The following is a 13,727-nucleotide window of genomic DNA, read 5'->3' on the forward strand; positions in this document are numbered from 1 at the left end:
TATATATTAGCACTTCAACTCCGCTCTCAGCAAAGAAAAAACGCCGCCCGACCATCGTATCTGCGAGCGGCGTTCATCTTTTGTTGTTTAGTACGGATCAGCACCGTGACTTTTTCTCTCGGCATCCTGCACCGCTTCATCCCGTATGCTCTCGCCAGCGTCACTGCCGCGATCCTTCTTGGCTTGATCGAGACCTTCTCTTACCCGTCTTCCGTATTCTTCATCCGCATTCGTGAAGTATTCCACCATTCCCTCCTGAATGCGGGTATCACACTGGATCAATGCAGCGACCAGATTGCTGATCAGTTCATCCCGTTCCCAGTTCTCGAATGCCCGATACGTATCTCCAGCCTGCTTAAAATCGAGCGGACGGTCAATCTTCTCGCGAACGAGATTGGCATGATAGTTCGGCTGATGCGGCTTCGCTGTCTGCTGTGCTTCCTTCAAACCGTCCGTCATGGACGGCTCGTAATCCACATGTGGGCTTTGACCCGGTGCTTTATCTACAAAATATTGCATTTGACCGCCTCGTTGGTTCGTCGCCACCCTTTTTTTCGGAGCATTGATCGGCAGTTGCAAATAATTTGTCCCTACCCGGTGACGCTGGGTATCGGAATAGGAGAACGTTCGGCCCTGAAGCAGCTTGTCGTCCGAGAAGTCCAGTCCGTCCACCAACACACCCGTACCGAAGGCGGCCTGTTCCACCTCGTTGTAATAATTTTCCGGATTACGGTCAAGCACCATTTTCCCTACTTTAAGGAAGGGGAACTGATCGGCAGGCCACAACTTTGTCGGATCCAGCGGATCAAACTCCAGCTCCGGATGGTCGTCATCACTCATAATTTGAACGCACAGTTCCCATTCCGGATAATCACCGCGCTCAATCGCCTCGTACAGGTCCTGTGTCGCATGGCTGTCGTTCATCCCTTGAATTTCATTAGCTTCCTTCTGGGTCAGGTTCTTGATACCCTGCTTAAGCGGCTCCCAGTGATACTTCACAAGAACTCCCGTGCCTTCTGCATTCACCCATTTATATGTATTCACACCGGAGCCCTGCATTTGACGGTAGTTCGCCGGAATCCCCCAAGGGGAGAACACAAATGTAATCATATGTGTCGCTTCCGGAGATCGGGAGACGAAGTCGAACATGCCGACCGGTCCGGGAACGTTCGACACTGGGTCCGGTTTGAACGCATGCACCATATCCGGGAACTTCAAAGGATCGCGGATAAAAAAGATTTTCAGGTTGTTCCCCACCAAATCCCAGTTGCCTTCCTCCGTATAGAACTTTACAGCAAAGCCGCGGGGATCGCGAAGCGTCTCCGGAGAACCCGAGCCATGAACCACGGTTGAGAAACGAACAAACACCGGAGTACGCTTACCCGGCGTTTGGAACAATTTTGCCCGGGTATATTTGGATACCGGTTCATCACCCGCTTTGCCATATGCCTCGAAATAGCCATGCGCGCCTGCACCTCTAGCATGAACGACACGCTCCGGTATACGCTCCCGGTCGAAGTGAGTGATTTTCTCAAGAAAATGGTAGTTCTCCAGTGTCATAGGGCCACGGTTACCGACCGTTCTCACATTTTGGTTATCATGAATCGGATGACCCTGACGGTCTGTCAGTGTATCCTCTTGCTCCGTTTCCCCGGCATTCCGGGAAAAGTTCTCACGCTCCTGATCCAACTGCCGACCGCCTCCTGCATAATCCTGATCTGTCACTGTATTCATCTCCTTTGCAAAATAAATCGCGTCGCTACGTCCTTTACTATGGATATTATATCCACCACATCAAAATGTATGAACATCTGGATATTCTCATCAACTACAGTTTTTCATGCTCATATTAACAAAAGAAGCCTCCCCGCCTATTGAAGGCTAGAAGGCTTTTTGAGCTTTCCTCTTACCCATTCTCCCCAAGTAGGGAGCGGGTAAATGAAATCCACTCTCTGGCGGCAAAGGACAAGTACCGATCCTTGCGCCACACCATGCCGAGCTGCCATGGTATGGACGGGTTATCTAATGGCAGGATCGTGACACGCGAAGCATCGATTTCCCTGCATATCGTCTCCGGTAGCAACGCAATGCCCAGGTTGGCCGCAACCATCCCGCTGATCAAATCCCACTGCGAGCTTTCGTATACGACATGCGGCTCAAACCCCGCTCCGATGCACTCCCGGATAATCCGGTCATGCAGTGTAAAGTCCTCTCGAAACAATACAAAGGGCTCATCCGCCAGCTCCACAAGGGAAACCGAATCACGCCCTGCAAGCCGGTGAGACGGATGGAGCAGAAGAAGTAAATTCTCCTGAATGAACGAATAATAGTGAAACACTTCCTCGTTTACCGGCAGCACGGCAACACCAATGTCGGTCTGCCCGCTCTCCACATCCGCTTCCACTTTCTTGGCTCCATCCTCAATGAGCTGGATCGTAATCTGTGGGTACTTATGATGAAACTGCCCGATCACTTCCGGAAAAAAGCTGGAACCGATCATTGGCGGCAGCCCGATTCTTAAATGTCCCCGCTTCAAATTCATCAGATCCTCAAGCTCGTCCGAAACCCGCTGAAAGGCCTCAACCATTTGTTGTGCCTGCTGATACATAATCCGGCCCGCATCGGTAAGCTCGATACCCTTGCCCTGCCGATGAAAGAGGGTAACTCCCCACTCATCCTCCATATTTTTAATCGTCTTGCTGATCGTCGGTTGGGTTATGTACAACATCTCTGCTGCTTTAGTAAAGCTGCGAAGACGTGCTACTTCCAAAAAGTACTGTAAATGCCGGATATCCACAACAAAAGCCTCCTCTACATGTCATGTATTACTAAATGGAATGACATTGATTCGATATATGCATTTTACCTATGAAAGTTATTGTTGTAAAATTTTCATTAACGATGAAAAGAAAGGAGAGACCGGTCGTGAAACAAATCATCAAAGGAAGTCTCCAAGTGGCCGGTTTCATGCTTATCTCTATACTCATGGATAAACTGGCCGGACTGCTTAATCTAAGCATACCTGGCAGCATTTTAGGTATTGCACTCGTGTTTATTCTGCTTGAAACCAAAGTGATCCGCGTGGAATGGATTGAGCTTGGAGCCAGTTGGCTGCTTGCTGAACTGTTACTGTTCTTTATTCCGGCTGCTGTTGGTGTCATGAACTATTTCCCGATGCTGAAGAGCGACGGGATTCAAATACTCGCTGTCGTATTACTTAGCACGGTAACCGTTATGGTTAGCTCTGGGTTGATGGCTACACTTATATCCAGACGAAAGGAGCGGAAGAACCCATGACATTATCCTGGCTTGCATGGTTTGGCCTACCCCTAACTGCAATTATTTACTGGGCTGCTAAAAAGCTGTATCAACGAAAATCAAAAGTGTATTTTTCTCCACTCCTGATCACCCCAATCGCCATTATTATCATTTTGACGCAGACCGGGGTTTCCTATGAAGCTTATAACGAAGGAGCTGGGTGGCTCAGCGATCTACTGCAGCCGGCAACGGTAGCTTTTGCTGTACCCCTATATAAAAATTTTCAGACACTCAAAAAACATGCGACCGAGATCATGGTCAGTGTCGTCTCTGGATCGGTTATGGCGATCATATCGTCAGCCTTTTTTGCCAAATGGTTGCATCTAAGCAGCTCTCTGACGACCAGCCTCGTACCGAGATCTATTACCACCCCGATTGCTATGAACGTTTCCCAAGTGATTGGTGGTGTTCCGAACATGACAGCCGTATTCGTCATTATGACCGGTATCCTCGGCTCCATGGTCGGCCCGTCCGTTATGAAAGTGTTTAGGATCAAGGGCGATATCGCCCGCGGGATCTTGTTTGGAACAAGTGCTCACGGTACGGGTACCTCCAAAGCGTTCGAGTTCAGTTCCCTTTCAGGGACCATTTCAAGCATCTCCATGATACTCGCCGCGCTGTTCACACTCGGTGCTGCACCGATCTTAATGTCATTTCTGTTCTAACCATATTCAACAAGTTTTCCTCCACCGGCTTTTTAAGCCGGTTTTTTTTGTTTAATCTATATTTTTGTTGGATGAAATCGTGAACGTGTGCCCTGTGTCTTTGACAACCATGTGCAATAGAAGGCATAATGATTTTGTTCATCCTTTTACAAAAATTATAAGAAAACGCGAGGTTGTGTTGTATCCATCAGCCCCCTTGCGGCTTGAAAGGAAGGCGGTACTGGTGTTCGCATCGAACCGGTTTCGGTTAACGATTACAAGACCATTTATTTTTTTCTCAGTCATTATGCTGCTTAAAAGCTACCTGGCTTGGATGGTAATCTTTGATGATATAATACCTTGGCGTCCGCTTATTACCGAGATCCCCTTCATCTGGTTAGTGTTCAGCCTGATCGAATGGTTCGCTTCCAAACGCAAGATGGCAGCTTACATGACCGTAAACCTGCTCCTTACCGCAATTTTTTTCGCAGCCATTATGTACTATAAATATTACGGTGTCATCGTAACCTATCATGCTCTGGAGCAGGTAAATCAGGTGACTGCAGTCAGCAACAGTGTTTTCTCACTCATGGACCCGTATTTTCTGCTGATCTTCACAGACATTATCGTGCTGTTCGTTCTCTTCTGGAGAAGCGACCGGATCAAGACCTGGAAACAGAAACATTCGAAAAAAGGGAGACGTTCCTTTGCGTCGACGATGTTCGTCATTTCCCTAGTCATCTGTCTGTTCCAAATTCTCCCTAACCGTGCCAGCATGAATGAAACTGTCAAAGCACAGGAGATGGGAATTCTCAATTATGAGGCCTACACCATCTTCCAGAAGGATGATACGGAGCTGGCAGACGCCAAGTCCATTAACCAGGACGAAGTCAATAAACTAAAAGGAATTACTCCCGTATCCACTCCCGCATATCAGGGGGTTGCTCAAGGAAAGAACGTCATCATCATCCAGATGGAATCATTCCAACAATTCTTAATAAATTTGAAACTGGACGGTCAGGAAGTTACACCGGTTATGAACAAGCTGGCCAATGAAAGCCTTTATTTCCCGAATTTCTTTCAAAACGTCGGTCAAGGCAATACGTCCGATGCTGAATTTGTTGTAAATACGTCCTTTTATATCCCACCGCGCGGAGCAGCCGCGCAGCACTATGCGGACAAGCAGCTGCCAAGCCTGCCTAAGATGCTGAAGAAGGACGGCTATCAGTCCGCTACATTCCATACGAATGTTGTAGAGTTCTGGAACCGCGGTGAGATGTATAAGGCACTCGGGTTTGATCAATATTACGATAAAGCTTTCTTCGGTGAGCCGGATAAAATATTTTTCGGCTCCTCCGATGAGGTGTTATATACAAAAACTGCGGAACAGCTGAAAAAGATGAGCGATTCGGGCAATCCGTTTTATGCTCAGGTTATTTCCATGACCGCCCATCATCCGTTTACGATTCCGGAATCCAAGCATAAGATGACGCTGCCGGAGCGATATGAAGGGACCTTTGTAGGCGATTATATCCGCTCTCAGAACTACGCGGACTACGCACTGGGCCAGTTTATTGAGCAGCTCAAAAAAGACGGCATCTGGGACAACAGTCTCGTCATCGTATACGGAGACCATTTAGGTCTGCCGATTTATTCATTGGATAATAAAGATAAAGAACTTATGAAAGAAATATACGGCCGTGATTATGTGTCTGCTGACATGATCAACATTCCGCTTATGATCCATGGCGAAGGATATATCGAGCCTGAAGTTATGGAACCTATCGGCGGCCAGGTGGACATTTTACCAACGATCTCCAACCTGACTGGCGTATCACTAGATGATCAGCTGCACTTTGGCCAGGATCTATTGAACCAAAAGGATTACAACCTGCTGCCGGAACGTTATTATCTGCCTTCCGGTACGTTCATTAACAATACAACCTTGTTTATGCCAGGCAACACTTTTGAGGACGGCACTCTCCACCCGTTGCCGCACACCTCGCAGGAGGCAACAAAAGCTTCCAGAGACGAGTTTGACCGGGCGCTTAAGCTGCTTCATCTATCGGATAGCTACTTGCGGCGATTACCAGAACACAGCAGTAAATAAAAGAGTAAGGGGCATCTCTAAGGTCTTGGTCACCTGTAGAGACGCCCCTTGTTTTTTGTCACCCTGTGCAATAGGATGATGTACGGCTTGGACTTACATATCCTGCTTCATATGAAGCAGCTCAAAGCCAGTTGTAAATCCGGCCTGATCCAAAATGTTACCGAGAAGTGGCCGGGTCGAACGCACATGGTTAGCCTGGCGCTTCAGCCCCTGCTCTTCCGGCTTCATCACATAACGAAGCAGCGCCTTCAAGACATCTTCCGGGTTCTCCACATCCGGATGAACGCCAACATTCGTTACAACTACCGACACATGCTTGCCGACCTCATCAAAGTCATTACGGTAAAGAGCATATCCAAGTGGGGTCTGCCCATTCGACAGAATCAAGGATTGCCCTCCCTTAAGACTCTGCCAATGCGTCTGCCACGGGCCGCTATGATCATAGAAATCCAAAGCACCGACTTCCACAGGAACTCCTGTCTTATAGCGAAATCCTTGATCATCACTACCGAATATGGAAGCTTCCAAATCTTCCGCACAAGACATGAAACGAAGTCTTTCAAATTCTTCGTAGCCGCATGATTTATAGAGGCGTACAGCCGGTTCATTTTGTACAAAAACCTCTAGCAAAGCTGTGTTCACACCGCGTGTTCTGTATGTATTCAGGCTTGCTTCGATCAAATGCCGCCCCAACCCCTGGCCTCGCCGGGATTTAACGATACCGGTGCCCCCATTCCACACTTTCCACTCTTCCCCATACTTCCGGTAACCGTTCATCGTTAATCCAGCGGGCTCTTCATCTACATACATAACAACGGAACCCTCGAGGTCCAACTCTTCAAATGCCGCGCGTTTAATAAACAGATTCAATCTCATACTCATATCAACCAGATAATCCTCAAAAGACGCGTTCCAAATATCCACTAGTTTTTCTACGGGAATTTCACTTGCTCGTTTGAAATGAATGTTCATCGTAATCTCCTTTTCGTCCTCATGCCAAAATGGCTGATTAGAAGCCCTCCGTATGGCGCCATTTGACATGTGCACTTACTTTTTCTTATTATAGATAACATATACCTTTTTTTCAGCATGGTTTTTCTTTTTATAAATATATTACGAATAATATAGTCAAACGACAATATTTAAGTTTAATACAAGGTAACGCCCATTAAGTTAATAGGAGTGAGACATACGAATTGGACCCCATACGAAGGATAAGCAGATTCGTGTATGTGGCACTTGGCTTGAGTGTTTTGGCTTCATTTACTCCCATTAGTGGGGAGGATAAATCCAAATCCGCTGTTCCATCACAGGAATTGGCACTGGCTAAGAGCAATCGCGTTGCACCAGCTCCGATACCGACCGGTCCCGTACCGGAACGGATTCTGTCTGCCGCACCGCGCCAAATGTATCTGATATCCACCCGTTTGACCGAATTCAGTCTACAAACTGCTCATATTTTTCTGATTTTAAAGCACATGCTGCTCGAGCCTTTAAAATTCAGGTCGAATTATGTTGATGGTAATGCATATTTGCATCTTGCTTTGTAGTAAGCTATTGAAAACAAATTCGGACCAGAAAAGAAAAGGATGTGTTTTGATTGGATGGTAGTAGTATAGGCTTCAATTTATTTTTAGTAGCACTTCTTATTGCTTTTACAGCGTTTTTCGTTATGACGGAATTTGCCATTGTAAAAATTCGTACCAGCCGAATCGACCAACTCGTGCTTGAGGGACGCAAAAACTCTCTGGCTGCAAAAAAAGTGATTACCAATCTTGACGGATATTTATCTGCCTGTCAGCTGGGTATTACCATTACAGCTCTCGGCCTCGGTTATTTGGGCGAAAGCACGTTTGAGGCCATATTCCACCCGATATTTGACGCAATTGGACTGCCTGTCGAGCTCTCAGGAGCCATGTCATTCTTGTTTGCGTTTATCTTTATGACATATATTCACGTCGTTATTGGTGAGCTTGCTCCTAAGACATGGGCTATCCAAAAAGCCGAGCAAGTCACACTCATGACAGCCAAACCTATCATATGGTTTTACCGCATCATGTATCCGTTCATCTGGCTTTTGAACGGCTCCGCGAACGGCCTCGTCCGTATTTTCGGCCTTCACCCGGCCAGTGAGCATGAGGAAGCCCACTCGGAAGAGGAACTGCGGATGATCCTTAGCGAAAGCTATGAGAGCGGTAAGATCAACCAAAGCGAATATGGCTATGTTAGCAACATCTTTGCCTTTGACGATTTGCTAGCTAAAGAAATTATGGTGCCTCGTACCGATATGGTATGCCTTTATGTAGATAAACCTCTTGCTGCTAACCTGCAGATTATTAAAAGAGAACAGTATACCCGATTCCCGGTTGTTCGCGGGGATAAGGACCAGGTTGTCGGCATGGTGAACACGAAGCAGTTCTTCCTGGAGTTCGATGATAATTCCAATATCGATCTTTCCAAACTTATTCACCCAGCCATGACTGTATCGGAAGCCATTCCGATCAAGAAACTGCTAAAGAAAATGCAGCAGGAAGGTACGCATATGGCCGTCTTGATTGATGAATATGGCGGTACCTCCGGTATGATTACGATTGAGGACATTTTGGAGGAAATCGTCGGAGAGATCCGCGATGAATTCGATGACGATGAAGAACGCGATCTGGTTCAACCGGAACCGAACCGTCTTATCGTAGACGGAAAGGTATCCATCAATCGTGTAAATGATCTGCTGCTCTGCGATCTGAACACAGATGAGCTCGACACGATCGGCGGATGGCTGTACGGTCATAACTCCGAGCTCGTCAAAGGTGACAGCTGGACCTACCGTGACTTGACCTTTACGGTTCTCGAGAAGAAAACACACCGGTATACCAAGCTGCAAATTCTCAAAGAAACAGCGGAACAGCAGGAAGCCGAAGCTGCTGTTACTGAAGAGATTGGAAAATAAGCACAAACTAATAGACATAACGATGCCCTGTAGAGGAAGCCTTCTCTACAGGGCATCGTTTTTTGAATGGTACAAAAATATGAAAACTTTATATTTCAGCACTTTAATAGAGTGCAACTCTAATGTAATATAGTATATTATGGTCAGATGATATAGGAGGCCGATAGAAATGCACCGACAAATCGCAATTATTGGAAGCAGCGGGGGGAACCTGTATAACCTTGGGGGAAAAGAACCTCAAAAGCTGCTGGATGAAATATTACTGCAAATGGAGAGCGCCGGGCTGACGTGTATAGCGCTGCAGTTTATCGCTGCACAGACTTCTATGGATTCAGCCAAAGATACTACAGGAGCCGCACTTTACAGCTGGAATATCTCTCAGGGAGCACCAGTCATCATTGCCGAGGGCACTCTTAAAGAGGTGAATCAGGCAGCTCAGCGGCTGGACCAGGAAATCGCCGAACAGATCGATCTCGGTGAAATCGAAGGCATAATCGTCATGAGTGCTGATCCTGAGAACACCAACCGTCGTGCATTTGAAGCAGCAACACGGCACAAGCTGCCGGTCACGGGAACCGGAGGCACCTCGATGGCCATGCTTCAATCCAAGGGCGTACAGGTCATTTCTGCATCCGGTACGACTGGCACGACGAACCGTACCCGTGCCGTCGCGTTTGTCACGTCACTCTGCAAGCATTGGAGGATGCCTTATCGTCCGGTCATTGGCGGCGCGGCTGTATCTGCTGTCAGTACCGCTTCCGGCACCTCGCCTTGGAAACGAATCAATATCCGCGGAATCATGATGGCCTCGCTGCCTGGCTTTATCGGAATGGCATTGATACTCGCGGCCAGTAAAATCCCTGGTTTATCCCTACTTACGGCTGTATTTGACCTGATGATTAAAGCACTTCCGGTTATCATTGCAGTCATTGCCGCGAAGCAGATTTCAGAACTTGATGAGGTTTCCATTGTCGCCGGCATTGTCGCGGGCGTTCTCTCCGTTGAGGGAGGCATCATTGGGGGCATGATCGGCGGTATCGGTGCCGGTCTGATCGTTCACTATGTATTCCGCAAGTGTGTGGAATGGCGATTCCCTGCTACTACCGTCAACATTGTGGCCGGGGGAGTATCCGGACTCATTGCCGGCTTGTTCGTTTATTTCCTGATTGCTCCTGTTGCCCTGGCTGCAGGGGAATCGATCCGTTACCTGATAGAGACGCTTGTCTCCTGGAGTCCGGCCTTCGCTGGTCTGATCGCAGGTATTCTGATCTGGCCTGCTATTATCGGCGGTGTCTATCATGCTGCCATTCTGCCAATCGTGCTGTTGGAGATGGAACGGACAAGCAACAGCTTTCTGGGAGCCGTCGATATGGTAGGCCTCGTGATGGTTTCCGCAGGTATAACATTAGCCAACATCATCGCGCCGCGTGACAAGGGAGAAGCCGCTGTTGCGGCCCCAGGTTTTGCGATCAATATGGGTTTCGGCACCTTTGTCGAAGCTGCCTATCCATTTATGTTCTCGAACAAGCTGGTGTTTGCCGGAGCCATTGCTTCCGCCGGTCTCGGCGGTCTGCTCGTCGGCATGTTCGAAGTGAGAGGAACCGCATATGTCCCTTCCTTCCTCGGGCCAGTAACCTCGAACAATACAGCTGGCTTTCTGATCTCTATGGCGGCCAGCCTACTCTGTTCATTCCTGATTACGTTCTTAGTCAATAAAATGTCGCTATACCGCGACTCTAAACAGACCATAAGCTTGTAGCCCTTGTGGTTCAGAGTCAGGACACTGACACGCAATAATCCCCCGCGCCGCAATCAAACCTAACTTGACTGCAATAAAAAGAGGGTTTCCCAAAAGGTCCTTTGACCTGGGAACCCCCTTTATCTGTTATGAGACGCTTGGAATATTTCCTGTCTTCTTTAAAAACCTAATCCTTACTAAGATCTCTGATCTCAATGTCATTGGCGGATTTAATTTCTGAAGTATCATCGACCCTGAGCATGTGAGTCTGCTTACCACCATTAAAATCTCCATCAAACGTACCTTTGTTAATCTTCTTCACGTTGCCAGGGGTATTCAGATCAGAAGGATAATAGTCAATTTGAATCCCGGTCTCGCCTTCTACCATCACTTCCGGCATTCGCCGTATCAGCTCCATCACACGTTCCTGCTCTGTTGAGAGATTATCTGCAGTAAGTTCTGTAAATACAGTCAGGCTGACGTGCTGGCTGCCGACCGCCGCTCCATTCTCACTAATTAGATTATTATAATTTCTTTCAACTGTTTTGTTATGACCGACGTTCACCCATGTACTTAGAACTACAGTATTTTGATATAACTCATCAACCAAAGGTGTCAGGATTTCCTTGAGCTGAAGCGCCCACAATTCATTCAAATAATTATCATTCGATATTTCTGGAGGATTGTCGTCATTGCTCTCAAGTCTGAAAACCTGCTCTGGATTTTGCTCTGGATGTGCCTTCAAATAATAAGTGCCCGTCGCCCAGGTGTATCTCACATCCGTTACCTTAAAGGATTCGTTGTATTTCTGTTCCAGATAGCTCTCGGCCGCCTCCAGAACTGCCCGTTTCTCCGCACCACTCTTGGTGAAAGGTGCTGACCCTGTAGTGTATCCCCCATAAACAGCCCCTACAAAAAGAGCCAAACCGATCACCGTCCGCACCGCAATTTTCCATGGAGAGGAGAACTGCCGCTGCCTCTTCTGAGCTTTAAACGGATCCTTGGGTGTTCTGTAATTGAAGTAGACCACAGTTATAATGAGTCCAACGATATGCACTCCCAATGCGACGGGAGCCACGATTAGTCCTAAAAATCCCAACGTCATAAAAAAAATGAAGAGTGAGGCACCCTGCAGTGCCATAAGAATTGTACCGCCCACAATCATACCCGGCGTACCGATATAGAACATACCAAGACCGGTGCAGATCAGAGAGAGTAGTGTAGCAACCCACTGATGTTTTTTCAATTTAGCATCCTTCCTTTATTTAGAACTTAACAAATCATGTTCCATTTTCCAAACCTTATTATACCAGTGGTCCCTAGACAATCAAAGAACCCATTTTCACTGTAGTGAAATGGGCTCTCGATGGGATATTGTTGCTTACATTACCCTTTCCAGTATGGAGAATCCGGTTTACTCCTTCGGCCGGATCATTTCTTCAGGACGGACAATCCGGTCAAAATCCTCACCAGAGAGCAAACCGCTCTCAAGTGCCGCCTCCCGTAGTGTCAAACCTTCCTTGTGTGCCTTCTTGGCGATGGCCGCTGCATTCTCGTAACCGATGTGAGGGTTTAATGCGGTGACAAGCATAAGTGAACGCTCCATGTTGCCACGGATCACGTCCAGGTTGGCTTCAATCCCTACGGCACAGTTCCGGTCGAACGAATCCATCGCATCACCCAGCAGACGTGCCGACTGCAAGAAGTTATAGATGATTACCGGCTTGAACACGTTCAGCTCAAAATTGCCCTGGCTTGCCGCAAAGCCGATGGCCGCATCATTGCCCATTACCTGGCAGACGACCATCGTCAGCGCTTCGCTCTGTGTCGGGTTTACTTTACCCGGCATAATGGAACTTCCCGGCTCGTTCGCCGGAATGGTCAACTCACCTATGCCTGAGCGGGGACCGCTCGCCAGCCAGCGCACATCGTTCGCAATCTTCATCAGATCGGCGGCTAATGCCTTTAACGCCCCATGCGCAAACACCAGCTCATCGTGGCTTGTCAACGCATGGAACTTGTTACTTGCAGTAGAAAAGCTTTTGCCGGTTTCGGCACTAATCTCCGTTGCTGTCATTTCGCCGAAACTCGGATGAGCGTTAATCCCAGTTCCGACGGCTGTACCTCCGATTGCCAACTCCCGCAGCGGCTCCATTGCCATAGCAATCATAAGCTCACACTTCTCCAGCATCCGGTGCCAGCCGCTGATTTCCTGTCCCAGCGTCAGTGGAGTCGCATCTTGAAGGTGGGTGCGGCCGATTTTGATCAAATCCTTATATTCATCACTCTTCACCGCTAACGTATGCTTCAGCCGCTGTAGAGCGGGAAGAACTTGCTCCTCCACTGCAATCAACGCGGACATATGCATGGCTGTCGGAAAGGTATCGTTCGAGCTTTGTGATTTATTGACATCATCATTCGGGTGGATGGATTGCGCTATCCCCTTTTTCTGCAGAAGCTGGTTGCCACGGCTTGCGATCACTTCGTTCACATTCATGTTGGACTGGGTGCCACTACCTGTCTGCCAGACGACAAGCGGAAAATGTTCATCCCGCTCCCCGGCCAAAATCTCATCCGCCGCTGCTGCAATGGCAGCCGCTTTATCTGGGTCCATCTTGCCAAGCTTAGCATTGGCAATAGCTGCACTCTTCTTCAGAATGGCGAAGGCCCGGATAATCTCCATCGGCATCCGTTCCGTGCCGATTCGGAAATTTTCGAAACTGCGCTGGGTTTGAGCTGCCCATAACTTATCCGCAGGCACCTTAATCTCGCCCAGGGTATCTTTTTCAATACGGTAATCCATTTTCATTGTCCTCCTCTGCATGTATCTAAAACGCTTTATATTCCATATTGTCTTATTATCGCATAATTAGTAGTTGAAAGGAAAATGTTGGGCGTCAAATGAGTCTAATACATATTGAAGTACTAAAAGGCATGGGAATAAAACAAAAAAGAGCTGGGATCAACCAG

11 protein-coding genes are annotated in these 13,727 nt (G+C 47.8%); 6 read left to right on the forward strand and 5 right to left on the reverse strand.

From position 1 onward, the window contains the following. Positions 1–87: 87 nt before the first annotated feature. Both MNQ98_RS27910 and cidR read right to left on the reverse strand, forming a co-directional pair. Positions 88–1,689 carry a catalase gene (locus MNQ98_RS27910; RefSeq protein ID WP_241934060.1) on the reverse strand — a complete coding sequence of 534 codons (1,602 nt, stop codon included), beginning with the start codon at positions 1,687–1,689 and terminating at the stop codon, positions 88–90. Between the two features lie 217 nt (positions 1,690–1,906). After that, on the reverse strand, positions 1,907–2,797 hold the full coding sequence (cidR, locus tag MNQ98_RS27915; protein WP_241931087.1) for a cidABC operon transcriptional activator CidR: 891 nt from the start codon (positions 2,795–2,797) through the stop codon (positions 1,907–1,909). A 128-nt stretch (positions 2,798–2,925) separates the two neighbouring features. On the opposite strand from cidR, the gene MNQ98_RS27920 reads away from it, so the two are divergent. The 3 genes from MNQ98_RS27920 (at position 2,926) to MNQ98_RS27930 (ending at position 6,072) form a co-directional block, all read left to right on the forward strand. Continuing rightward, positions 2,926–3,297, forward strand: coding sequence for a CidA/LrgA family protein (locus tag MNQ98_RS27920; RefSeq protein WP_241931088.1), 372 nt, complete (start codon positions 2,926–2,928; stop codon positions 3,295–3,297). After that, positions 3,294–3,983, forward strand: coding sequence for a CidB/LrgB family autolysis modulator (locus tag MNQ98_RS27925; RefSeq protein WP_241931089.1), 690 nt, complete (start codon positions 3,294–3,296; stop codon positions 3,981–3,983). Before MNQ98_RS27920 ends, MNQ98_RS27925 begins: the two co-directional genes overlap by 4 nt. Positions 3,984–4,206: 223 nt before the next feature. Continuing rightward, on the forward strand, positions 4,207–6,072 hold the full coding sequence (locus MNQ98_RS27930; RefSeq protein WP_241931090.1) for an LTA synthase family protein: 1,866 nt from the start codon (positions 4,207–4,209) through the stop codon (positions 6,070–6,072). Between the two features lie 93 nt (positions 6,073–6,165). On the opposite strand, the gene MNQ98_RS27935 is transcribed toward MNQ98_RS27930, so the two are convergent. Further along, positions 6,166–7,044 (reverse strand): GNAT family N-acetyltransferase, encoded by an 879-nt coding sequence (locus MNQ98_RS27935; RefSeq protein ID WP_241931091.1) that lies wholly within the window; start codon positions 7,042–7,044, stop codon positions 6,166–6,168. 272 nt (positions 7,045–7,316) lie between these two features. Between MNQ98_RS27935 and MNQ98_RS27940 the strand changes: the two genes are divergently transcribed. The 3 genes from MNQ98_RS27940 (at position 7,317) to MNQ98_RS27950 (ending at position 10,778) form a co-directional block, all read left to right on the forward strand. Beyond that, a complete protein-coding gene (locus MNQ98_RS27940) occupies positions 7,317–7,622 on the forward strand; it encodes a hypothetical protein (protein WP_241931092.1) in 306 nt (101 codons plus the stop codon). Between the two features lie 122 nt (positions 7,623–7,744). Next, entirely contained in the window at positions 7,745–9,019 is a 1,275-nt protein-coding gene (locus MNQ98_RS27945; protein WP_481856799.1) for a hemolysin family protein, read from the forward strand. A gap of 169 nt (positions 9,020–9,188) precedes the next feature. Beyond that, the gene (locus tag MNQ98_RS27950) at positions 9,189–10,778 is read left to right on the forward strand and encodes a PTS sugar transporter (RefSeq protein WP_241931094.1); all 1,590 of its coding nucleotides are present in this window, start codon (positions 9,189–9,191) and stop codon (positions 10,776–10,778) included. A 166-nt stretch (positions 10,779–10,944) separates the two neighbouring features. Here MNQ98_RS27950 and MNQ98_RS27955 read toward each other — a convergent pair whose 3' ends face one another. Together MNQ98_RS27955 and fumC are read right to left on the reverse strand one after the other, a co-directional pair. Beyond that, on the reverse strand, positions 10,945–12,003 hold the full coding sequence (locus tag MNQ98_RS27955; protein WP_241931095.1) for a hypothetical protein: 1,059 nt from the start codon (positions 12,001–12,003) through the stop codon (positions 10,945–10,947). A 168-nt stretch (positions 12,004–12,171) separates the two neighbouring features. Beyond that, a complete protein-coding gene (fumC, locus tag MNQ98_RS27960) occupies positions 12,172–13,560 on the reverse strand; it encodes a class II fumarate hydratase (protein ID WP_241931096.1) in 1,389 nt (462 codons plus the stop codon). Between the last annotated feature and the right edge of the window lie 167 nt (positions 13,561–13,727).

Origin of the sequence: Paenibacillus sp. N3/727 (genome assembly GCF_022637315.1) — a bacterium.
Classification (GTDB): Bacteria; Bacillota; Bacilli; order Paenibacillales; family Paenibacillaceae; genus Paenibacillus_AQ; species Paenibacillus_AQ uliginis.

Excerpts from the sequence above, each read along its gene's own strand:
- MNQ98_RS27925 (WP_241931089.1), top strand. The coding sequence starts at position 3,294 with ATGACATTATCCTGGCTTGCATGGTTTGGCCTACCCCTAACTGCAATT.
- fumC (WP_241931096.1), bottom strand. The coding sequence starts at position 13,560 with ATGGATTACCGTATTGAAAAAGATACCCTGGGCGAGATTAAGGTGCCT.
- MNQ98_RS27945 (WP_481856799.1), top strand. The coding sequence starts at position 7,745 with ATGACGGAATTTGCCATTGTAAAAATTCGTACCAGCCGAATCGACCAA.
- MNQ98_RS27950 (WP_241931094.1), top strand. The coding sequence starts at position 9,189 with ATGCACCGACAAATCGCAATTATTGGAAGCAGCGGGGGGAACCTGTAT.
- MNQ98_RS27935 (WP_241931091.1), bottom strand. The coding sequence starts at position 7,044 with ATGAACATTCATTTCAAACGAGCAAGTGAAATTCCCGTAGAAAAACTA.